At 61.1% G+C, this 22,788-nt stretch carries 19 protein-coding genes and 1 pseudogene; 13 read left to right on the forward strand and 7 right to left on the reverse strand.

The window, feature by feature from the left end:
* Nucleotides 1-40 precede the first annotated feature (40 nt).
* The 11 genes and pseudogenes from lepA (at nt 41) to trpS (ending at nt 13,137) form a co-directional block, all read left to right on the forward strand.
* Nucleotides 41-1,843, forward strand: a complete 1,803-nt coding sequence (lepA, locus tag DTJ15_RS08855; protein WP_043557939.1) for a translation elongation factor 4 — start codon at nt 41-43, stop codon at nt 1,841-1,843.
* A gap of 3 nt (nt 1,844-1,846) precedes the next feature.
* Complete coding sequence (locus tag DTJ15_RS08860; RefSeq protein ID WP_249109850.1) at nt 1,847-3,238, forward strand: glycosyltransferase family 2 protein; 1,392 nt, start codon at nt 1,847-1,849, stop codon at nt 3,236-3,238.
* 14 nt (nt 3,239-3,252) lie between these two features.
* Complete coding sequence (locus DTJ15_RS08865; RefSeq protein WP_249109851.1) at nt 3,253-4,599, forward strand: NCS2 family permease; 1,347 nt, start codon at nt 3,253-3,255, stop codon at nt 4,597-4,599.
* A 187-nt stretch (nt 4,600-4,786) separates the two neighbouring features.
* Nucleotides 4,787-5,032, forward strand: a pseudogene (locus tag DTJ15_RS08870) (exodeoxyribonuclease VII small subunit); the annotation flags it as partial.
* A gap of 178 nt (nt 5,033-5,210) precedes the next feature.
* The gene (locus tag DTJ15_RS08875; RefSeq protein WP_249109852.1) at nt 5,211-6,119 is read left to right on the forward strand and encodes a polyprenyl synthetase family protein; all 909 of its coding nucleotides are present in this window, start codon (nt 5,211-5,213) and stop codon (nt 6,117-6,119) included.
* A gap of 6 nt (nt 6,120-6,125) precedes the next feature.
* A complete protein-coding gene (gene dxs, locus DTJ15_RS08880; RefSeq protein ID WP_081563502.1) occupies nt 6,126-8,084 on the forward strand; it encodes a 1-deoxy-D-xylulose-5-phosphate synthase in 1,959 nt (652 codons plus the stop codon).
* Nucleotides 8,084-8,839, forward strand: a complete 756-nt coding sequence (locus DTJ15_RS08885; protein ID WP_248630590.1) for a TlyA family RNA methyltransferase — start codon at nt 8,084-8,086, stop codon at nt 8,837-8,839. The genes dxs and DTJ15_RS08885 overlap by 1 nt, the downstream gene beginning before the upstream one ends.
* A gap of 72 nt (nt 8,840-8,911) precedes the next feature.
* The gene (gene rlmN, locus DTJ15_RS08890; RefSeq protein WP_373364578.1) at nt 8,912-10,123 is read left to right on the forward strand and encodes a 23S rRNA (adenine(2503)-C(2))-methyltransferase RlmN; all 1,212 of its coding nucleotides are present in this window, start codon (nt 8,912-8,914) and stop codon (nt 10,121-10,123) included.
* Between the two features lie 110 nt (nt 10,124-10,233).
* Complete coding sequence (locus DTJ15_RS08895; protein ID WP_043557929.1) at nt 10,234-11,466, forward strand: argininosuccinate synthase; 1,233 nt, start codon at nt 10,234-10,236, stop codon at nt 11,464-11,466.
* An 86-nt stretch (nt 11,467-11,552) separates the two neighbouring features.
* Nucleotides 11,553-12,044: an FKBP-type peptidyl-prolyl cis-trans isomerase gene (locus DTJ15_RS08900; protein WP_043558393.1), complete on the forward strand. Its 492-nt coding sequence runs from the start codon at nt 11,553-11,555 to the stop codon at nt 12,042-12,044.
* A 103-nt stretch (nt 12,045-12,147) separates the two neighbouring features.
* Nucleotides 12,148-13,137, forward strand: a complete 990-nt coding sequence (trpS, locus tag DTJ15_RS08905; RefSeq protein WP_249109853.1) for a tryptophan--tRNA ligase — start codon at nt 12,148-12,150, stop codon at nt 13,135-13,137.
* A gap of 66 nt (nt 13,138-13,203) precedes the next feature.
* Here trpS and lpxB read toward each other — a convergent pair whose 3' ends face one another.
* From lpxB to rpmI, 6 genes are read right to left on the reverse strand one after another with little or no spacing between them, the layout of a single operon-like run.
* Nucleotides 13,204-14,427 carry a lipid-A-disaccharide synthase gene (gene lpxB / locus DTJ15_RS08910; protein WP_081563289.1) on the reverse strand — a complete coding sequence of 408 codons (1,224 nt, stop codon included), beginning with the start codon at nt 14,425-14,427 and terminating at the stop codon, nt 13,204-13,206.
* Nucleotides 14,428-14,461: 34 nt separating this feature from the next.
* The gene (gene pheT, locus DTJ15_RS08915; RefSeq protein WP_249109854.1) at nt 14,462-16,930 is read right to left on the reverse strand and encodes a phenylalanine--tRNA ligase subunit beta; all 2,469 of its coding nucleotides are present in this window, start codon (nt 16,928-16,930) and stop codon (nt 14,462-14,464) included.
* A gap of 1 nt (nt 16,931) precedes the next feature.
* The gene (pheS, locus tag DTJ15_RS08920; RefSeq protein WP_043557925.1) at nt 16,932-18,002 is read right to left on the reverse strand and encodes a phenylalanine--tRNA ligase subunit alpha; all 1,071 of its coding nucleotides are present in this window, start codon (nt 18,000-18,002) and stop codon (nt 16,932-16,934) included.
* On the reverse strand, nt 17,978-18,142 hold the full coding sequence (locus tag DTJ15_RS08925; protein ID WP_249109855.1) for a hypothetical protein: 165 nt from the start codon (nt 18,140-18,142) through the stop codon (nt 17,978-17,980). The genes pheS and DTJ15_RS08925 overlap by 25 nt, the downstream gene beginning before the upstream one ends.
* Before the next feature lie 55 nt (nt 18,143-18,197).
* Nucleotides 18,198-18,551: a 50S ribosomal protein L20 gene (gene rplT / locus DTJ15_RS08930; protein ID WP_043557924.1), complete on the reverse strand. Its 354-nt coding sequence runs from the start codon at nt 18,549-18,551 to the stop codon at nt 18,198-18,200.
* Between the two features lie 14 nt (nt 18,552-18,565).
* Entirely contained in the window at nt 18,566-18,769 is a 204-nt protein-coding gene (gene rpmI, locus DTJ15_RS08935; RefSeq protein WP_043557923.1) for a 50S ribosomal protein L35, read from the reverse strand.
* Nucleotides 18,770-19,156: 387 nt separating this feature from the next.
* On the opposite strand from rpmI, the gene DTJ15_RS08940 reads away from it, so the two are divergent.
* Both DTJ15_RS08940 and DTJ15_RS08945 read left to right on the forward strand, forming a co-directional pair.
* Complete coding sequence (locus tag DTJ15_RS08940; RefSeq protein ID WP_043557921.1) at nt 19,157-21,607, forward strand: membrane-bound PQQ-dependent dehydrogenase, glucose/quinate/shikimate family; 2,451 nt, start codon at nt 19,157-19,159, stop codon at nt 21,605-21,607.
* 315 nt (nt 21,608-21,922) lie between these two features.
* Nucleotides 21,923-22,234 carry a hypothetical protein gene (locus DTJ15_RS08945; protein ID WP_197981626.1) on the forward strand — a complete coding sequence of 104 codons (312 nt, stop codon included), beginning with the start codon at nt 21,923-21,925 and terminating at the stop codon, nt 22,232-22,234.
* Between the two features lie 77 nt (nt 22,235-22,311).
* Here the strand turns inward: DTJ15_RS08945 and DTJ15_RS08950 are convergent, their stop codons facing one another.
* Nucleotides 22,312-22,758 (reverse strand): SufE family protein, encoded by a 447-nt coding sequence (locus DTJ15_RS08950; protein WP_043557920.1) that lies wholly within the window; start codon nt 22,756-22,758, stop codon nt 22,312-22,314.
* Between the last annotated feature and the right edge of the window lie 30 nt (nt 22,759-22,788).

Consider the following 22,788-nt stretch of genomic DNA (forward strand, 5'->3'; position numbering starts at 1 on the left):
CATGCTGACAGAACTTTCAGAATCACCTAATTAGGGCGTCATGACCGACACACCGCTTCACCTCATCCGCAATTTTTCCATCATCGCCCATATCGACCATGGCAAATCCACCCTGGCCGACCGGCTGATCGAAGCCTGCGGCGCCCTGACTGCCCGTGAAATGAAGGGGCAGGTTCTCGATTCCATGGAGCTGGAGCAGGAGCGGGGCATCACCATCAAGGCCCAGACTGTCCGGCTGACCTATCCCGCCAAGGATGGCAACGTCTATACGCTCAACCTCATGGACACGCCCGGCCATGTGGACTTCGCCTACGAGGTCAGCCGTTCCCTCGCCGCCTGCGAAGGGTCCCTTCTGGTCGTGGATGCCTCACAGGGCGTCGAGGCGCAGACTCTGGCCAACGTCTATCAGGCAATTGATGCCAACCATGAGATCGTCCCCGTTCTCAACAAGATTGACCTCCCGGCCGCTGAGCCGGAACGTGTCCGTGCCCAGATCGAGGAAGTGGTCGGCATCCCGGCAGATGATGCCGTGGAGATCAGTGCCAAGACGGGCCTGAACATCGAAGGCGTGCTGGAAGCCCTCGTCCAGCGCCTGCCTGCCCCCAAGGGTGATGCCGAGGCTCCCCTTCAGGGGCTGCTGGTGGACAGCTGGTACGACAGCTATCTCGGCGTCATCATCCTTGTCCGCATCAAGGAAGGCCGCCTGAAGCGGGGCGACAAGATCCGCATGATGCAGACCGGGGCAACCTATCATGTCGACCAGGTCGGCGTGTTCCTGCCCAAGATGCAGCCGGTCGATTCCCTCGGCCCGGGCGAGATGGGCTACATCAACGCCGCCATCAAGACCGTGGCGGACTGCAATGTCGGTGACACCATCACGCTGGACAACCGCCCGGCGGAAAAGGCCCTGCCCGGCTTCAAGCCCTCCATACCGGTCGTCTGGTGTGGTCTCTTCCCTGTCGATGCCGACGATTTCGACAAGCTGCGCACCAGCCTCGGCAAGCTGCGGCTCAATGACGCCTCCTTCCACTTCGAAGCGGAAACATCGGCTGCCCTCGGCTTCGGGTTCCGCTGCGGGTTCCTCGGGCTGCTGCATCTGGAGATCATCCAGGAGCGTCTCTCCCGTGAGTTCAATCTGGACCTCATCGCCACCGCTCCCTCCGTCGTGTACAAGATGCACATGAACAACGGCGAGGTCGAAGAGCTGCACAACCCGGCCGACATGCCGGAGATCAGCAAGATCGACTATATCGAAGAGCCGTGGATCAAGGCCTCCATCCTCGTGCGGGACGAGTATCTGGGGTCCGTCCTCACCCTCTGCACGGAACGTCGTGGCGTCCAGATCGACCTGACCTATGTTGGAGACCGGGCCATGGTCGTGTACCGCCTGCCCCTCAACGAGGTGGTGTTCGACTTCTATGACCGTCTGAAATCCCTCACGCGGGGTTATGCCTCCTTCGAGTATCAGATGGATGGTTACGAGGAGAGCGATCTGGTCCGCATCTCCATCCTCGTCAATCACGAGCCAGTGGATGCCCTGGCTTTCATCGCCCACCGTACCGTGGCCGAGACACGGGGCCGGGCCATCTGCGCCAAGCTGAAAGACCTCATCCCCCGCCAGCTCTTCAAGATCGCCATCCAGGCCTCCATCGGCTCCAAGGTGATCGCCCGTGAGACGCTGGGGGCTCTCTCCAAGGATGTCACGGCCAAATGTTATGGTGGTGACATCTCCCGTAAACGCAAGCTGCTGGAAAAGCAGAAAGAGGGCAAGAAACGCATGCGGCAGTTCGGCAAGGTCGAAATCCCGCAGAGCGCCTTCCTCGCCGCCTTGAAGATGGACTGACCCATGCCCCGGACCGCCGCCCTTCTCTGCGTCCACAATGAAGCCAACAGGCTTGGCTGGTGGATCGCCCACCATATGGCGGCGGGTTTTTCGGCCCTGCTCATCTGTGACGACCATTCCACCGATGGTACGCAGGACATCCTGACCCAGGCAGCCCGCAACTACGACATCCGCCTGCTGACAACGGACCGCCAGGAAACAGACAGCCTGCACCGCCATCAGGATGCCCTGCTGACCATGCTCCAGCAGGAGGGCGACCATTTCGACTGGATCATCCAGCTGGCCGTGGATGAATATTTCACGCCTGATGGCGGCTCCGTGAAGGCGTTCCTGACCGGGATGGAGGCAGAACTGGGGGCAGAGACCTTCCAGAAAACCAGTCATCTCCCTGTCAACTGGTGCCTGACCGGCCTTGGCCAATGGGCCCACAAAACCCTTGATGGGCAGATGCCCCATCCACGGGCCCTCTTTCAGACCCACGCCGACAGCAATTTCCCGGACAGCCGGGTCACACGGTCTTTTTTCCGTCCTTCCAGCAGACAGGGCCTGCCAGACCCGTTTGCCCATATCCATGCAGCGCCGGACTGGTCCGCTGCCCGCATCCTGCATGATGCTGCCACCAGCAGCCACACACCGCAGATGCGCCGCCACTTCGACCGCAGCGAACAGTTCTACGACAAAGGGCAGGCTCTCCTGCCCCAGACGCTGGATATCAGCGCCCATCTCCTTCAGGGCCTGATCCTCGGTGCCTGTTACGCCATACAGAATGGACAGGCCCCTACCTCCTCCACCGGGGCACCTCCCCCCGAGACCGCCTGCCGCTTCAACCGGTTCCATCTGCACCGCGACGGACAGCGGCTTGCCCTGAACAGGGACAGCCGCATGACAGGCTTCCACCCCCTTGAGGAACTCCGGGACAGTCCCACGCTGATACCGCTCTGCCTCATCAAACCGGAAAACCCCGTACCGGGAATGGAAAATCGGGCATGGCTGTATGCAGACCGTCCGTCTGGCCTCCCATACCTGCCCGCAGCAGCCCCTGCCTCCACCTGTTTCCCGACCCTGCTGGACTGCCTGCCCCTCCATCTCCAACAGGATGACGGAGCTGTCAGGCTGTCGCTCCGCCCGACGGCGCTGGCTTTCCCCGATGACGCCCCCGTAACCCTCGTCCCCGCAGAGATCTCCTCATTCTCCAGGCTGGACCCCGTGGAAAACGCTCTCCAGCACTTTACACTCCATGGTTTTTCAGCCGCTGGACTCCATGAAGCCATACGGCAGGGCCGGTGGCTCTCACCATCCGTCATCGGGGCTCTCTATGCCCAGCTGCCAGAGCAGGAGGCCCTTACACTCTTTACCCCCCTGCTCTACCGGCTCTTCCACGACTGGCCCCGCTAGACATCCCCTCTTTCATGAAACATGACGCCGTGATCCGCTCTTCCCTTGACCATTTCTTCCAGATCACCCGGCGTCACTCAACAATCCCCCGTGAAATCAGTGCCGGACTGACCATTTTTGGCTCCATGGCCTATATCATGGCCGTCAATCCGGCTGTTCTGGCAGGTGCCGGACTGGCCCGCCATGACATGATCATGACCACCATCGCCGGTGCCGTAGCCGGAACACTGCTCATGGCCCTATGGGCACGGCTGCCCATAGCCCTGGCCCCCGCCATGAGCAGCAATGTCCTGTTTGCCCAGGTGGTCGTTCAGCAGGCCCATGTCTCACCCTCCACGGCCTTCACGGTCGTCCTCTTCAGCGGGATGTGTTTCACGCTCCTCTCGCTCACACGGCTTCGCCTGAAAATCATACAGAGCTTTCCACCCTGCATCATACTGGGCATCCAGACAGCCATTGGCGCTTTCATCGCCCGGATCGGTCTCATCTCCGCCGGAATCGCCGTCCCATCCGCAGGCGGGCTTGGTTTTGCCTCCCTCTCGCACCCGGCCGTGATCCTTGCCCTGGCTGGGGTGATGTTCTGCCTGCTGCTCCAGCTTCTCCGTATTCCCGCAGGGCTGCTTGTCACCATCATGGTCCTGACCCTTGCCGGCCTTGTCGTCCCCGGCCCTGATGGGCAGCCCCTGACCCAGCTTCCCGGCCACCTGATTGACTGGCCCCATTATCCGGTCAACATGCTTGCGCCCTTCGACTTCCATGAATTCTTTCAGCATCTCGGGCTGCTGCTGCCCATCACGCTCTATATCCTGCTCAGCGATTTCTTCGATGCCACAGGAACGATGCTGACAGTGACACGACAGGCTGGGCTCTGCGGCACCAGAGAACAACCCGACCTGCCTCCCCGCGCCTTTGCAGCGGACGGAGCAGCCAGCATCATCGGGGCCCTGCTTGGAACCTGTACCGTTTCCGCCTATCTGGAAAGCCTGACAGGCGCCGAAGCCGGTGGCCGTACAGGCCTCAGCGCCCTTGTGGTCGCCCTGCTGTTTGCCCTCTCCTGTTTCTTCTGGCCCCTGATAACAGCCATCCCCGCTCTGGCAACAGCCCCTGTACTGGTCTTTGTCGGAATCATCATGCTCAGCAACCTGACCGAACTGCCCGACAATCTGGAAGAGTCCTTCCCACCCCTCTGCATGGTTCTGCTGACGGTCGTTACGGGCAGTTTCATGCTGGCCCTTGCCTGCGGAATGCTGCTCTACACGGCCATGCTACTCATCAAACGGGCATTTCACAAAGTTACACCTGTCATAATTTGTCTTGATATAACTTTTCTCTGTTACCTGATTCTGCAGGGGCGGTTTTAATGAAACTGTAAGACAAAAGCCCTGATGTTCCTCGATAAAAAACGTTAAAACAGGGTTGCCACTCTCCCGGAAAAACATCACGGCGCTCCGTGATGTTCCCCGACGGGCAGGATGAGGGCTGGAAAAAATCTCTCCATCCCTGTAATGCCCTGTAAGTTTCATGATCTGAACCCCGGCTGGATAGTTCATGCCCGACCCTACGACGACACAGACAACACCGCTGCACCAGCTTTCTTTTGAAAACGCCCTGGCCGAACTTGAGCAGATCGTCCGCGGGCTGGAAAGCGGCCAGATGAAGCTGGAAGACGCAATCTCCGCTTATGAACGCGGTGCTGCCCTGCGCCGCCATTGTGAGGAAAAGCTGGGAGAGGCAGAAATGCGTGTGAAGGCCATCGTCCAGAAGGCTGATGGCTCCCTGTCGGAAGAACCTCTGGAGAAGGCAGAACAGCCTGCCCCACGCAGAAGGGCCAACGCCAGCCCCAGGAGGCCATCACCCGCCCCAAAGGAAGGCTGGTCTTCCCCGCCGCCTCATCTGGATGATGAGATTCCATTCTGATGAATCATTGCCTGCACACACTTACGACAGCCACCTTCCGCAAGGAGACTTCCCGATGACCGACAGCCACGCCCTTCCCCTCAAGGATGCCCTCCGCCAGGCCTGTCGTGAGATCGAGGCCAGCATTGATGCTCTCCTGCCGCCAGTGCCGGGTGATGAATCCCTGCTGATCGACGCCATGCGCTATGCCGCCCTGAATGGCGGCAAACGGCTGCGAGGATTCCTCGTGCTGGAGATCGCAGCCCTTTTCGGGGCATCCCGTGAAGCCGCCCTGCGTGTGGCTGCCTCCGTCGAGTTCCTGCACGCCTATTCTCTCGTCCATGATGACCTGCCTGCCATGGATGATGATGACCTCCGCCGGGGCCAGCCTTCCACCCACAAGAAATTCAATGAGGCCTTCGCCATCCTCGCTGGTGATGCCCTCCAGACCAGTGCCTTCGAAGTCCTGCTGGAAGACGCCACAAGTGCAGACCCCGCCGTCCGGGCCGAGCTGGCGCTGGCACTGGCCCGTGCCTCCGGCAGTGCAGGCATGGTGGGCGGTCAGGTCATCGACATCCGCGGGGAAGGCAAGGCTCTTCCTCTCGAGAAGGTCAAACGCCTTCATGCCATGAAGACAGGTGCCCTCATCCGCTATGCAGCAGAAGCCGGGGCCATTCTGGCAGGGCTCAAGGCCGATGACCCACGCCGCCAAGCCATCGTCCGCTACGGAACCGACCTCGGCACGGCCTTCCAGGTGGCTGATGACATTCTGGACACTACCGCCAGCACCGAAGAACTGGGTAAAACGGCAGGGAAAGATGAAGATGCCTGCAAGTCCAACTACGTCTCGCTGCTTGGCATCGAAGGGGCCCGCAAGGAGGCCCTGCGCCTGAGCGAGCAGGCCCGCCAGTCCCTTTCCTCTTTCGGTCCCCGTGCGGATACGCTCCGTGCCCTCGCTGATTATTTCGTTGAACGCAGGAACTGATTGTTCATGAGCACGTCTTCCTCCATCCCTACTCTGGGCCGTTATCCTCTTCTGGATCGGGTAAGCGTACCGGCGGACATGAAAAACCTGTCCATCGAGCAGCTCACCACCCTGGCCGAAGAACTCCGCTCGGAGACCATCAATGCGGTTTCCACCACGGGTGGGCATCTGGGTGCCTCCCTCGGCGTGGTCGAGCTGACGGTCGCCCTCCATGCAGTGTTCAACACACCGGATGACCGGGTGATCTGGGATGTCGGCCACCAGGCCTATCCGCACAAGATCCTGACCGGCCGCCGTGAGCAGATCCGCACGCTGCGCCAGCCGGGCGGTCTCTCCGGCTTCACCCGCCGGTCGGAAAGCCCCTACGACCCCTTCGGTGCGGCCCATTCCTCCACGTCCATCTCTGCTGGACTGGGCATGGCCGTTGCCCATCACCTCTATGCGGAGGACCATCCTTCCTACCGGGAACGGAATGTCATCTCCGTCATCGGGGACGGGTCCATCTCCGCCGGCATGGCCTATGAGGCCATGAACAATGCCGGGGCCATGGGTGGCAAGGGGGCGGAACGGCTCATCGTCATCCTGAATGACAATGAGATGTCCATTGCGCCGCCTGTCGGGGCCATGTCCAACTATCTCAGCCGCCTGATGTCCTCCCGCCGCTTCCTCACCCTGCGGGACATGGCGGGCAAGCTGGCCAAACGGCTGCCCTCCCGCATTGAGCGCACAGCCAAGCGGGCCGAGGAATATGCCCGTGGCATGATCACCGGCGGCACGCTGTTCGAGGAGCTGGGCTTCTATTACATCGGCCCGGTAGATGGACACGACATGCACCAGCTCGTCCCCATCCTCCGCAACCTGCGGGATGCCGAGGACAAGGGACCCGTCCTGCTGCACGTCATCACGGAAAAGGGCCGTGGCTACAAGCCGGCCGAGGCCGCCGGGGACAAATATCATGCCGTCGCCCGCTTCGACGTGGAAACCGGCAAGCAGAAAAAAGGGCCTGCTGGTCCCCCCACCTACACGGATGTCTTCTCCCGCGAGCTGCTCCACCGGGCCAACCAGGATGACAGGGTGGTTGCCATCACGGCAGCCATGCCGTCCGGCACCGGGCTGGACAAAATGGCCCAGCAGCATCCTGACCGCTATTTTGATGTCGGCATTGCCGAGCAGCATGCCGTGACCTTTGCCGCCGGGATCGCCAGCGAAGGGATGCGTCCCTTCTGCGCCATCTACTCCACGTTCCTCCAGCGGGCCTATGATCAGGTCATGCATGACGTGGCCCTCCAGAACCTGCCTGTCCGCTTTGCCGTGGACCGGGCCGGGCTTGTCGGTGCGGACGGCGCAACCCATGCAGGCTCCTTTGACCTGAACTATCTCTGCTGTCTGCCCAACATGACGGTCATGGCTCCGTCTGATGAGGTGGAGCTGCTTCACATGACGGCCACGGCATGGGCGCATGACAGCGGACCAATCGCCCTGCGCTATCCCCGTGGGGCTGGTCTGGGCCAGAAACTCCCCGATGAAGGGGAAATTCTGGAAATCGGCAAAGGCCGCATCATCCGCTCCTCCGAAGGAGAAGGCGTGGCCATCCTTGCTCTCGGCCCCCGCCTACACGAGGCCCTGAAGGCCGCCGAAACGCTGGCCAGGGACGGTATTGCCGTCACCGTGGCCGATGCCCGCTTCGCCAAGCCAGTTGACGGTGCGCTGATCGAATCCCTCGCCCGCCAGCACAAGGTCTTCATCACCATTGAGGATGGCGCACCGGGTGGGTTCAGCACGCAGGTAGTGCAGCATCTGGCCGAAACTGGCCTGCTTGATCAGGTCCGTTTCCGCCCCATGGCCCTGCCGGATACGTGGATCGACCACAACACTCCTGCAGCCCAGTACGAAGAAGCGGGCCTGACAGCCCGTCACATTGCCGATCTGGCCCGCAAGGCCTTTGATGGCAAGGCTGGGGCCTGATGGCCAAACGCCGTGCGGACCAGCTCCTTGTGGACAGGGGGCTGGTGGAGACACGCAGCCGGGCACAGGCCCTCATCATGGCCGGGCTGGTCTATGCCGGCCCGCATGGTGACAGGCCCGTCAAAAAAGCAGGGGATCAGCTCGCTGAAGACATGCCCCTGACCCTGAAAGGGCAGGACCATCCCTGGGTCTCCCGTGGTGGGCTGAAACTGGCCCATGCACTGGAACATTTCCCCCTCTCTGCGGAGGGAAAGATCGCCGTGGATGTCGGAGCCTCAACGGGCGGCTTTACCGACGTGCTGCTCCAGAATGGGGCGGCAAAAGTCTATGCCGTGGATGTCGGACACGGCCAGCTGGCCTGGAAGATACGCTCCGATGACCGTGTGGTGGTGCTGGAGAAAACCAACGCCCGCCACCTGAATGCCGAACACATACCCGAGGCCCCGGACATCGTCGTCTGCGATGCCAGCTTCATCAGCCTGAAAACCGTTCTGGCTCCGGCCCTTGGCATGGCAAAAAATGGGGCTTGGGCCGTGGCCCTCATCAAGCCGCAGTTCGAGGCAGGCCGGGCCGACATCGGCCCCAAGGGGGTCGTACGGGACCCCGCCGTGCATGAACGTGTCTGCGAGGAAATCCGGGACTGGTTTGCCAGCCTCCCCGGCTGGACCATCCTTGGCCTGGTTCCCAGCCCGATCACCGGGCCCGAAGGCAACAGGGAGTTCCTCATCGCCGCCCGCAAGGACGCCATCGGGTAAGCCCACCCTCGCCCCTCACTTTTCTGACCCGGAAACGGGTTCCCATGCTATAGCCACCACATGACACATCCGATGCCTTCTTCAGCTCCCATTTCCTCCGATGCCGTGAATGCCCTCAACGAGAGCGAGCGCAAACGCATCGAGGCCAAGTCAGCCCTGTTCGCACCGCCAACACCGGTCACGGAGGATGGACGCCGTGAGCTGGTCGGCCTCTCCCGGGAAGAGCTGGCCGGGGTCCTGACCGAGATTGGCGAGAAGCCCTTCCGGGCCAAGCAGCTCTGGCACTGGATCTATCATCAGGGCGTGACGGACTTCTCCCGCATGTCCACCATCGCCAAGCCCTTGCAGGCCAAGCTGGAAAAGCACTTCATCGTCGGCCGCCCCAGCCTGACGACGCAGCAGACATCCAAAGACGACACGCGCAAGTTCCTCTTCCGCTTCCGGGACGGGCAGGAGGCAGAGACTGTCTATATTCCAGACAGGCGGGAAGACCGTGGAGCCGTCTGCATCTCCTCCCAGGTGGGCTGCACCCTGTCCTGCACCTTCTGCCATACGGGAACGCAGAAGCTCGTCCGCAATCTGGGAGCAGCCGAAATTGTCGGGCAGTTCATGGCAGCACGGGACAGCTATGGCGAATGGCCCAGCCCCAAGGGGGACACGCCCCGCCTGCTCTCCACCATCGTGCTGATGGGCATGGGAGAGCCGCTCTACAATTATGAGAACGTCGCCAAGGCCATGAAGATCATCATGGATGGCGAAGGCATCGCCCTCTCCCGCCGCCGGATCACGCTCTCCACCTCCGGCGTCGTGCCCATGATGGACCGCTGCGGTGACGAGCTGGGCATCAATCTGGCCATTTCCCTCCATGCCGTCCGCAACGACCTGCGGGACCAGCTCGTACCGCTGAACCGGAAATACCCGATCGAGGAGCTGATGGCCGCCTGCCACCGCTATCCGGCCGCCTCCAACTCCCGCCGCATCACCTTTGAATACATCATGATCCGGGACGTGAATGACAGTGATGCCGAAGCCCGGGAGCTGGTGCGGCTGATCCGTGGCCTGCCCGCCAAGGTCAATCTCATCCCCTTCAATCCATGGCCGGGATCGGACTTCCGCCCCTCCACACGGGAGCGGCTGGCCAGTTTTGCCCAGATCGTCATGGATGCCGGTTATGCCGCCCCCATCCGCATGCCCCGTGGCAAGGACATCCTCGCCGCCTGCGGGCAGCTCAAGACACAGAGCGAGCGGAAACGGCAGGCCGAATCCCGCAAAAACGAGGCCTGAGCCTTCCCTTGCGGATATGGGCCTCTGGCCCAATGGCCTGACAGCTGTTACAAGACCATAATAACTTAACGATATCTGGTTCTGTCTTTCAGCAGAGGTATATAACGATCATGAGCAAAGCCTCAGGCATCAAGAAAGTCGTTCTGGCCTATTCCGGTGGGCTGGATACGTCCGTCATTCTCCGCTGGCTTCAGGAGCATTATGGCTGCGAGGTTGTCACCTTCACGGCTGATCTCGGTCAGGGGGAAGAGCTGGAACCCGCACGCCGCAAGGCTGAATCCCTTGGCGTGAAGGAAATCTTTGTCGAAGACCTGCGGGAAACCTTCGTCAAGGACTACGTCTTCCCGATGTTCCGTGCCAACACGGTTTATGAAGGCCAGTACCTGCTGGGCACCTCCATCGCCCGCCCGCTGATCTCCAAACGCCAGATCGAGATTGCCGAGGCCGTCGGTGCGGACGCCGTGGCGCATGGTGCGACAGGCAAGGGGAACGATCAGGTCCGCTTCGAGCTGGCCTATTACGCCCTGAAACCGGACGTGAAGGTCATCGCCCCATGGCGTGAATGGGACCTGACCTCCCGCACCAAGCTGCTGGACTTTGCCGAGAAGAACCAGATTCCTGTCACCAAGGACAAGCGGGGCGAGGCTCCGTTCTCCGTCGATGCCAACCTGCTGCACTCTTCCTCCGAAGGGAAGATTCTGGAGGATCCCTCCCTGCCGCCGGATGAGATCGTCTTCCAGCGCACCATCTCCCCGGAAGCTGCCCCGGACAAGGCAACCGAGATCACCATCGACTTCAAGCATGGTGACCCGGTGGCCATCAATGGTGAGGCCCTCTCCCCGGCCAATCTGCTGGCCCGCCTCAACGAGCTGGGCAAAGCCAACGGCATCGGCCGTCTCGACATCGTGGAGAACCGCTTCGTCGGCATGAAGTCCCGCGGCATTTACGAGACGCCCGGCGGTACCATCCTGCTCCAGGCGCACCGCTCCATGGAGTCCATCACGCTGGACCGTGAAGCTGCCCACCTCAAGGACAGCATCATGCCCCGCTATGCCGAGCTGATCTATAACGGCCTGTGGTTCTCCCCGGAGCGTCACATGCTTCAGGCCCTGATCGACAGCAGCCAGAAATCCGTCAATGGCCGTGTGCGCCTGAAGCTCTACAAGGGCAATGTCATCTGCGTGGGCCGCGAAAGCCCCGACAGCCTGTATGATGCCCGTGTCGTGACCTTCGAGGATGACGAAGGTGCCTACAATCAGGTGGATGCACAGGGCTTCATCCGTCTGAACGCCCTGCGGCTGCGGCTGGGTGCCAACAAGGGACGCCGCGGCGGCACACCCTGAGCCTGCCGTCTCCACCGGGTCTGACGGCCCGGTGGTGCCCGCCTTTTCCTCCCAGCTTGCAAAGAGGCATTTCCATGTCCCGTTGTCTGCGTTCTTTCTTCCGTTATCTGCCGGTCTGCGCTCTGGCTGGTCTGCTCGGCCTGACAGGCTGCTCTGGCGACCAGAAACCGGACCTGACACCCCAGCAGTTCATGGATCAGGTCTACAAACAGCCCGGAGTGCAGAAACTGCCTGACGGTCTGGCCTACAAGGTCCTGAAATCTGGCCCCAAGGATGCGCCCCACCCACAGAAGGGAGCCACCATGATGGTCATCTATGAGGGCCGCCTGCCAGACGGGGGCATTTTTGATGCCTCGGAAATGCACACCGGCGCCGCCTACATGGAGATGCCTCTTGATGGTGTCATCGACGGCTGGATGGAAGGGCTGCCCCTGATGCGTGTTGGCGATACGTGGGAGCTCTATGTCCCGCCCCAGCTGGGGTATGGCAAACGGTCCATGGGGATCATCCCGCCCAACAGCCCGCTGATCTTCAAGATCCAGCTTCTGGGTGTCGAGGATGACAATTCCCTTCAATAAGGGCATAGCCTTCTGCCATCTGCCCAGCCAGCAGGGTTTTCCGCCGTCCCCTCACCTCTGAGCGGGGCGGCTTTTGTCTTTTCCTTCTGTCAGGACCATGTTCATGCAGCGTGTTTTTTCAGGAATCCAGCCAACAGGCATTCCCCATCTGGGCAATTATCTCGGAGCCATCCGCAACTGGGTCACCTTGCAGAAGGACCATGACTGCCTGTTCTGCCTTGTGGACATGCACTCCCTGACCATGCCATGGTCCCCGGAGGCCCTGCGTGAACAGACACTGGCCTCCACTGCCTGCCTTCTGGCCTCCGGCATCGACCCGACCCGCCTGTACAACCAGTCCGCCGTCAGTGCCCATGCCCGCCTCGGCTGGATTTTCAACTGCGTGTCCCGTCTGGGCTGGCTGAACCGCATGACACAGTTCAAGGACAAGGCAGGCAAGAACCGGGAAAACCATTCCGCTGGCCTGTATGTCTATCCCAACCTCATGGCGGCGGACATTCTGGCCTTCCACGCCACACGGGTGCCCGTGGGTGACGACCAGCGGCAGCATCTTGAGCTGGCCAATGACATCGCACAGAAGTTCAACCACGATATGGGTGTCGAGTTCTTCCCGCTGATTGAACCGCTCATTCCGCCTCATGCTGCCCGTGTGATGAGCCTGCGGGACGGCAGCAAGAAGATGTCCAAGTCCGACCCGTCTGCCCAGAGTCGCATCATCCTGAATGATACGGCAGACGATATCGCCCAGAAGATCCGCAAGGCCCGCACGGATGCCGAACCTCTGCCCTCCGAGGAAGCCGGGTTGGAAGGCCGCCCGGAGGCCCGCAATCTGCTGACCATCTACGCTGCCATGTCCAACAGGACGTTGGCTGACGTGCTGAGCCAGTTTGCCGGCCAAGGCTTCGGCACCTTCAAGCAGGCTCTGGCTGACCTGCTGGTCGAAACACTGGCCCCCGTGGCCGATGAAACCCGCCGCCTGATGGATGACAAAGCTCACCTCATGCAGGTCCTGCGCCAGGGAGCCGAACGGGCCCGTGCCGTCTCGGAACCGATTGTGAGCGAGGCAGAAAAGCTGGTTGGCTTCCTGCGCTGAAAGCACTCCCAGGTTGCCATCCTTCGGCATGAAAAAAGCCTGTCCCCTGACAAGGACAGGCTTTTTTCATGAGCGCCGCAATTCAGACAATGGCGTTTCCATCAGTGCCAATACCTCTCTGGCCGCTGACATGGCAGGCAGCTCCCCGCCCGGAGCTTCCAGCATGGCCAGAATATCGGCAAAAGCCTCCTGCTGGGCCTGCCGCTTTGCCCCATCTGTCAGGAGAGAAGTAATTTCATCCGCCAGTTTCTGGGGAGTACAGTCATGCTGGACCAGTTCTGGCACGACTTCACGCCCTGCCAGAATATTGATCATGGAAATGAAGGGAAGCCGCAGGAAAAGCCGCCCCAGCAGGGCTGAAAGCGGATTGACCCTGTAGGTGACCACCATGGGTACCTGCCCTATGGCCAGCTCCAGAATGGATGTACCCGATTTGGTCAGGGCACAGTCAGCAGCCCGGATAGCATCGTGCTTGTCCTCCGTATCCGTCAGGATGGAGGGGTGAACCGCCCAGTGCCGCACCATCTTCTTCACGAGTGGGGCCATGCCCGACGTGGCCGGAATGACGGGCTGAAGATCGGGGAAACGTTCATGAAGAATTCCGAGAGTCTTCTCAAAAACAGGCAGCAGCTTTGGGACCTCGGAGGACCGGCTGCCCGGCATGAGGATCAGAATAGGGCTGTCCGACCGAATGTCATGCCGTTTATGGAAACGCTGTGCCTGACCATGCGCCACGCCCGATTGCAGGATGGGATGGCCGACAAACCGGGCCTCGGGCAGGCCCCGTTCAGCAAACCATGCTTCCTCAAACGGGAAAAGGCAGAGCAGCCTGTCCCACAACCCCCGATACCCTTTGACCCGACTCTCCCGCCAGGCCCATGTCTGCGGCGCTACATAATGCAGGCGCCGGACATTCAGCTTGCGGATGCGCCGCAGAAGCCGGAACGAAAAACCCGGGCTATCAATGGTGATGACAATATCAGGACGGCGCAGCTCAATATCCTGCTCAGCTTCCAGCAGCCTCTGTGACAGAAGGCGCAACCGGGGCAGGACTTCCATGAACCCCATGACCGTCAGGTCTTCCATCGGGAAGAGGCTCCGCAGGCCCCGGGCCTCCATCCGCCCTCCGCCAACACCAGCAAAGACCAGCATCGGGTCAATGCGGTGCAGGGCCTGCATCAGACGGGCCCCGATACTGTCCCCACTGGGCTCACCGGCCAGAATCCAGATCACCCGGCCATGGTGATGAAGGGGAACCTCACCTTCTACAGGGGCACTCTCATCCACCATGGCAGCCTCTCCTTCTTTCCCGCCGTTGCAGGGCTCAACGCCGCAGCGTTGCCCCCGTCGCCTTCTGGACGGCACTTTCTACAGCCGTCATCAGCGCATCAAGCTGAGTATCCGTCAGGCTGTCTTTCTGCGGCTGGAGGGTCACCTCCACTCCCAGAGAGCGATGCCCTGCCGGAACGGAGCCACCTTCAAAGATGTCGAAAAGACGCACATCCGTGATCAACTTGCGGTCTGCCATACGGACAGCCTTCAGCACATCCTGTATCTGCACCTTTTCATCAGCCAGGAAGGCAAAGTCACGACGGACAGGCTGAAGGACCGACAGCGTCGGGGCAGCCTTCCGCTTCACCTTGGGCAGCGGAACCCTGTCCAGCGTCATCTCAAAGAGCGCCACCGTGCCGCTCAGGCCGAAGTGACGGGCCACACGGGGGTGCAGCTCACCGAAGCTGCCCAGCACCAGCTTGGGCCCCTGCCGCACGACACCGGAACGCCCCGGATGGTAATAGCCCGGCGCATCCGCCGTGCTGCTCAGGGAAGCCTCGGCCACACCGAGAGCTGCAAGAGCCGCCATGAGATCGGCCTTGGCATCCATCCATGATGGTTCCTCGGCAGACTGACCCGGAGCTCGGCCACTCACGCCACCCCGCACGCCCGCCAGCACCATACGGGTGCCCTGCTGCCCGAAGCAGGGGCCAAGCTCGAAGAAGGAGGCATCCCCGCTGAAGCCCTGCCCGTGAGCCAGATTCCGCCCAAGGGCACGCAGCAGGTTGATGATTGGTGTCGGCCGCAGCTGGTTCAGGTCCGTTGCAATCGGGTTCAGCAACCGGTCCTGCTCCCGTCCTTCTTCAAACAGGGCCGCATCCTGATCGGACACGAAGGAAAAACCAACGGTCTCCATCAGGGCACGCCCCGCACACAGACGGCGCAGAAGGGCTGCCCGGGCCTGCTGTGGTGTCACCGCCGGAGCAGGCACCATATGGGCACGGGGCAGGGACAGGGCCGGAACTTCATCCAGACCACGGATGCGCAGAACCTCCTCGACCAGATCGGCCTCGGCTTCCATGACCTCCACACTGGCGGCAGCCCGTTCGGCCACAGCGGCATCGAGCGTGACAGCCTGTGCCAGACCATGCCCTGCCGCCACGTCATTCCGCCATGACGGCACGGAGAACACGGCCTTCTCTGCCGTGCGCTCCTGCACCTCAAACCCCAGGGCCTCGAGGATGTCCACGGCCCTGTCCGCCTCGATCTCCAGACCGCCCAGCGAGGCCAGACGCTCGAAACGCAGGCTGGCGGTTCTCTGCCATGCCGGTTCCGCCCCCGCCTCGGTCACCTCACTTGGCGTGCCGCCACACAGCTCCACGATCAGGGCCGTGGCGGCTTCCAGACCGGAACGTACGAGAGCCTGATCCACACCACGCTCGAAACGGTAACGGGCATCCGTCTGCACCCCAAGGCGGCGGCCTGTCAGGGCGATGCGCACCGGGTCAAACAGGGCGGATTCCACGAAGACATCGACCGTCTCATCGGTCACCGCACTGGCCTCACCGCCAATGATGCCCGCCAGCGACTGCACCCCGGCCTCATCCGCAATGACGAGATCATCCGTGCCCAGAACCAGCTCCTGCCCATCCAGCGCACGGAAATGCTCCCCCGTGCCGGATGTCAGGGAAAGCCTGTCACCGGTCAGGCGGGCGGCATCAAAAACATGCAGCGGCCGCCCGACATGCATCATCAGATAGTTGGTCACATCCACCAGGGCGGATTGCGGCCGCAACCCCACGCTCTCCAGACGACGCTTCAGCCAGGCCGGGCTGGGGCCATTCTTCACGCCACGGATCAGCCGCCCCGTAACATAACGGCAGGCCGGGTGGCTGATCTCCCACTGGATCGGGCTTTCACCCTGCCCTTCCACCGTCTCCGTCAGCCACGGCTTCAGGGTGCCCAGCCCCGCAGCAGCGAGGTCACGGGCAATGCCCCGGACGCTCAGCGCATCGCCACGGTTGGGCGTGATGGCAATCTCGATGACGGGGTCATCCAGCCGGGCATGGCGGACATAATCCTCACCCAGCGGAGAACCATCAGGCAGTTCAGCAATGCCATTGGACTCCTCACCGATCCCGAGCTCCCGCAGGGAGCAGAGCATCCCGTTGCTGGCCTGTCCCCGAATCTTGCCGGGCTTGATCGTCATGTCACTGCCGGGAATGTAGGTCCCCGGCGGAGCGAAAATGACATGCAGCCCCGTGCGGGCATTCGGCGCACCACAGACGACCTGAACGTCCTCGAAGCCCTGACCGGCTGAGACACGGCAGAGCTGAAGGCGGTCTGCATCCGGATGGGGGGAAGCCTCCAGAATCTTTGCCGTACGGAACCCGGCCAGACGTTCCGTCGGGTCATCCACGCTTTCGACCTCAAGGCCGATGCGGTTCAGCGTCGTGCATATCTCGTCCAGAGAGGCGGTAAAATCGAGGTGATCCCGCAACCATGAGAGTGAAAATTTCATGTCAGAAACCCTCCGTCAGCGTTGCCGGGGACAGTGATGAAAAACCGTAATGACGCAGCCAGCGCAGGTCACTTTCATAGAAGGACCGCAGGTCCGTGATGCCATTCTTCAGCATGGCCAGACGTTCGATCCCCATGCCGAAGGCAAAGCCCTGCCACTCTGCCGGGTCCAGCCCGCAGTTGCTCAGTACCCGGGCATGGACCATGCCGGCACCCAGCACTTCCAGCCAGTCCGCCCCGGCACCGATCACGCCTGTCTCCCGGGACCAGCCGATGTCAATTTCCATGGATGGTTCGGTAAAGGGGAAGTAGGAGGCCCGGAACCGGACAGGCAGGTCCGGCTGACCAAAGAAGGCCCGCAGGAATTCGGTCAGGCAGCCCTTCAGATGGCCCAGCGTGATGCCTTTCTCGATGACCAGCCCCTCGCACTGGTGGAACATGGGGGAATGGGTGGCGTCATGATCGGCCCGGTAGGTCCGGCCCGGTGCGATGATGCGGATGGGGGGCTTCTCACCCAGCATGGTGCGGACCTGCACGCCGGATGTCTGCGTCCGCAGCACCCGCAGGTCCTCGCCTTCTCCGGCTGCCGGAAGGTAGAACGTGTCCTGCTCTGTCCGGGCCGGATGATGTTCCGGCGTGTTCAGGGCGGAAAAATTGTGCCACTGGCTTTCAATGTCCGGCCCTTCCGCCACATGGAAATCCATCGCCCCGAAGATGGTCGTGATTTCCTCGATCGTCCGGCTGACGGGATGGATGAGACCGGCCGGTGCCGGGGCGGGAGGCTGGGTGATGTCCACCGTCTCCTCCGCCAGACGCTGCTGGAGGGCCAGCTCCTCGATCTCCCTGCCACGCTGCTCGATCAGGGCCGTCAGCTCGTCACGCAGGCGGTTGAGGGCCTGCCCCCGCTCTTTCCGCTCCTCGTGCGGGAACGAACCGAGCTGCCGGAGCAGGCCGGTCAGTTTGCCTGAGCGTCCCAGCGTCCCCACACGGACAGCATCCCATTCCCCATGGGTGCTGGCCTGTTTCAGGGCCGCCAGTGTCTCATCCTTCAGAGTGTCGAGGTCATTGGCCATAGCCTGTCTTCCATCATCTCATGAGCCTGTTTCAGGAACGCTTCCTGCCCCGGCCCCTGAAGGTCCGGATCTTGAAACGTTTCTGAAGCAGCCTCAAAGAAAAACGGGCTGCTCCGTTGCCAGAACAGCCCGCCAATCATCAGTCCCATTCCTCACGGTCCATCAGGAACAGACCATGAAGCATGAGGAATCCCCTTACAGGGCTGCCTGAGCCTTGCGTACGATCTCGGCAAAGGCCGCTGCATCGTCATAGGCGATGGCAGCCAGAACCTTACGGTCGATCTCGATCCCGGCCTTGTTCAGACCGTTGATGAAACGGCTGTAGGTCAGGCCATGCTCACGCACGGCAGCGCTGATGCGCTGGATCCACAGGGAGCGGAAATCACGCTTCTTGTTGCGGCGGTCGCGATAGGCATAACGCAGTGCCTTCTCGACGCGCTCCAGAGCGATGCGATAGTTTGTGGAAGAACGCCCGCGATAGCCTTTGGCCAGATCAAGGACCTTCTTGTGACGGGCGTGGGTGGTCGTACCCCGTTTAACACGTGCCATGGTTTCTTAACTCCTTATGACAGCCCGTAGGGTGCCCACTGTTTGACGGTACGGGCATCCATGTCCGTCATTGTCTGCGGACCACGGTTGCTGCGCTTCATCTTCTGCGGACGGTTAATCAGGCCATGGCGTTTGTTGCCGGGACCACAGGTCACCTTGCCAGTCGCGGTGATCTTGAACCGCTTCTTGACCGAAGACTTCGTCTTCAATTTGGGCATTTTCATCTCCTTACAGTTCTGAAGTTCCCATTCCCCTGGCGGACAACGGAAACCGCACGGCCGGGCATGCCACATCATATGGCCCGGGCGCGTGCACGACCTGTTGGCGCTTATAGGGACAACGGGGGACGGCCTCAAGCAAAAACCGCATCAGAACGGCATGTTTTTTGAGCAGTGAGCATTAACCATTGTGAAGTAAATATCACATGGTTGTGAATATGATGATAGAGGCACTCATCCAGTCCGAATTATTACCCCCTGATGCTTGACCCATGGCCCCTTCCCTGTGCTTAAAGGCAGGAGATCATCATCCATGACGGGACATTCCTGTCAGGGCAACGCTTATCCAGGTTGAGTGATCGAGTTTAACAACACTGAGGCTTATCCATGTCCTCCACTTCCCGTACGGGGGGAATCTGGGTCTCGCTGGTTGCCATCCTCATGGCGATCGTCGGCCTGCTGCTGGTTGCCGGTGGTATCTATGCCATCAGCGAAGGCGGTCCCTTCTATTATCTCATCAGCGGGCTGGGCACGCTGCTCAGCGCGTTCTTCGTCCATAAACGGAAGCCGATCGGCCTTGCTGTCTATGCGGTCGTCCTGCTTGGCACGCTCATCTGGGCTCTCTGCCTCGTAGGCCTCAACCTCTGGAGCCTCGTGCCCCGGCTGGATGTGGTCATCGTCATCGGCATCGTCCTGCTGCTTCCTTTCATCCGCCGTCCGCTGGCCGCCAACCGGCTGGCCACCATTCCTCTGGGCATCGGCGTGGTCCTCAGTGCCCTGGCACTGGTGGTTTCCGCCTTCATGGACCCGTATGACATCGGTGGTTCGCTGCCTACAGAGCAGGTCAATGCCAGCCCGGCAAACCCGGACAACGTGCCGGATGGTGACTGGACCTCCTACGCACGCACGCAGGATGGCAATCACTGGTCCCCTCTGACACAGGTCAACAGCCAGAACGTCAACCAGCTGAAAGTTGCCTGGGTCATGCGGACCGGTGACCTGCCGGACAAGTCCCGCGACCCGGGTGAGGCCACCAACGAGGCCACGCCGCTGGAGTTCGACAACACACTCTATTTCTGCTCCCTGCATCAGAAGGTCTTTGCCGTCGATGCCGTGACCGGGAAGACGAAATGGGTGTTCGACCCCAAGCTGAACGTCAATCCTGGCTTCCAGCATCTGACATGCCGTGGCGTCAGTGCCCACACGAAGCCTGAAAATGCCGTCGACAGCAGCGGCCAGCCTGTCACCACGACAGACTGCACCAAGCGCATCATTGCCATGGTCAATGACGGCCGCATGGTCGAGATCGACGCACAGACAGGCAAGGTCTGCCAGGGCTTTGGGGACAACGGCCAGGTCGATCTGCGCTTCTCCCACCAGCCTTACACGACGGCTGGGGAGTATGCCCCGACATCACCGCCCGTCGTTACCGACAAGCTGATCATCGTCAACAGTGCGGTGAAGGACAACGGCTCCGTCCACCAGCCTTCCGGGGCAACACGGGCCTATGACGTCTACACGGGCAAGCTTGTCTGGGTATTCGACGCCGCCAATCCTGACCCGAATGAAATGCCGAGCGAAGAGCATCCGCATTTCCATCCGAACTCCCCCAACTCCTGGTCCGTCTCGTCTTACGACAAGAACCTGAACATGGTGTACATCCCCATGGGGGTTGGCACGCCTGACCAGTGGGGTGGCTACCGTGACAAGGATGCCGAACGCTATCCGCCGGGTGTCATTGCGCTGAATGCGGACACAGGCAAGCTCGTCTGGTTCTACCAGACCGTCCATCATGACCTCTGGGACATGGATGCCTCCGCACAGCCCAACCTTGTGGACATCACCCAGAAGGATGGCAGCCTGGTTCCGGCCATCTACATCCCGACCAAAAGTGGTGACATTTTTGTTCTGGACCGCCGCACCGGCAAGCCGATCGTTCCGGCACCGGAGGTTCCTGCCCCGGGTGGCGCTGCCACGGGTGACCATACAAGCCCGACCCAGCCCCATTCCGAGCTGAGCCTGCGCCCGAAAGATCCGTTGTCCGACCGTGACATCTGGGGGGCCACGATCCTTGACCAGATGGTGTGCAGCATCTACTTCCACAGCCTGCGTTACGAGGGGCCCTATACGCCGCCTTCCACGCAGGGGACGCTGGTTTTCCCTGGCGATCTGGGCATGTTCGAGTGGGGCGGCCTTGCGGTTGATCCTCGCCGCCAGGTAGCCTTCTCCAACCCCATCTCCATTCCGTTCGTCTCCACTCTGGTTCCCCGTGGCCCGGGCAACCCGCGCTGGCCCGACCCGAATGGTGACAAGGGTGGCAGCGGCGGTGAGACGGGTCTCCAGCCGAATTACGGCATCCCGTACGCCGTCAACCTGCATCCCTTCCTGGACCCGCTGTTTGCCAAGTTCGGCCTTTTCGTGCCGTGCCGCACGCCACCGTGGGGGGCTGTCGCCGGGATCGACCTGCGCACCAACAAGGTTGTCTGGCAGCACCGCAATGGTACGCTGCGTGACTCCCTGCATGGCTCGTCCCTCCCGATCCAGCTGCCGCCCATCAAGATCGGTGTCCCGAGCCTTGGTGGCCCGCTGGCAACGGCTGGCAATGTAGCCTTCCTGACATCATCGCAGGACTACTACATCCGGGCCTATGACCTGACGACCGGCCATGTCATCTGGAAAGACCGTCTCCCTGCCGGGGCACAGTCTGCACCGATGACCTACAGCATCAACGGTCGCCAGTACATCGTGACCTACGCTGGTGGGCATGGCTCCTTCCTGAGCCGGATGGGTGATTATCTGATCGCCTATGCTCTGCCGGAACAGGCCGAGAAGAAGTGAGACCCTGACAAACAGGTTGTCACAAAACAGAAAAGGGGAGGTCCAGCCGGGCCTCCCCTTTTTTTCATCATGCGGCTGATCCCGGACCATACAGGCCAGCAGCCAATATCCTTCCCGTGCAGCACTATCAGTAACCCGGGACGATGGAGACAATTCCAGAGCCCTGTCCCCCACCCAACCTCAATTGATAATATTTGGTAATGACTGGCCGTTATTCTTTAAAAATAACATAGACTTCACTATCACCAGCCTGAATTTCCTGTATAGGATAATGCCAGCCTATTCGTTCCCTGTTCTGACAGAAGGAAAACCCCCATGATGTTCCGTCGCATGGCCACATTCGCCCTCATTGCCAGTGCCCTGACCAGCCAGGTTGCCTTTGCCGCCTCTCATGGCAAGGCTCACCACTGCCGCAATGAGAAAGGTCAGTTCACAAAGTGTGAAAAGCCGAAGGCCAAGCCCTGCCGCGACAAGAACGGCAAATTCAGCAAGTGCAACACTCAGGATGCCGCCAGCGCCAAGCCGGCCGAAAAGGCTGAAGCTACAGCTGACAGCGTGAAGGACAGCTCCAACCCGATGAAGTCCGACATGCCTGCCACCGATGCTGCGGCTCCGGCCACGCACTGAGACACGGGGACAGCCCCTGCATGAAAAGGCCCTCTGGTTTTACCGCCAGAGGGCATTTTCTGTTCCGGCCAACGGGCTCAGACTGCGGCGGCTCTTTGCCGGATGGCTTTTGCCATGGCCTCCACGCCATTGCCCCGATTGGCTGAAAGCGCCTTCACCAATCCCAGCTCATGCAGAAAAACCGGGTCAGTCGCCAGAATCTCATCCCGTGTACGACCGGAATAGACACGCAGCAGCAACGCCACCAGCCCCTGAACGATAGCGGCGTCAGACGCACCAGCAAAAAACAGACATCCGTTTTTTTCCTCAGCTTCAAGCCAGACCTGGCTCTGGCAACCCGGCACCCGGTGCGCGTCATCCTGCCAATCCTGCGGAAAGTCCGGCAGTTTCCTCCCCATCTCGATGATGTACTGATAACGCTCCATCCAGTCATCGAACAGCGCCAGTTCATCCCCGATGGCCGTGATGGCCTGTGCTGCATCATCTTCCTGCGGCTGAACAAAACAGGCTTCCCTATCGGCCATGCCATCCCCCTTCCTTCATCAATTTATGTT

Origin of the sequence: Parasaccharibacter sp. TMW 2.1891, assembly GCF_023337675.1 — a bacterium.
Classification (GTDB): domain Bacteria; phylum Pseudomonadota; class Alphaproteobacteria; order Acetobacterales; family Acetobacteraceae; genus Bombella; species Bombella apis.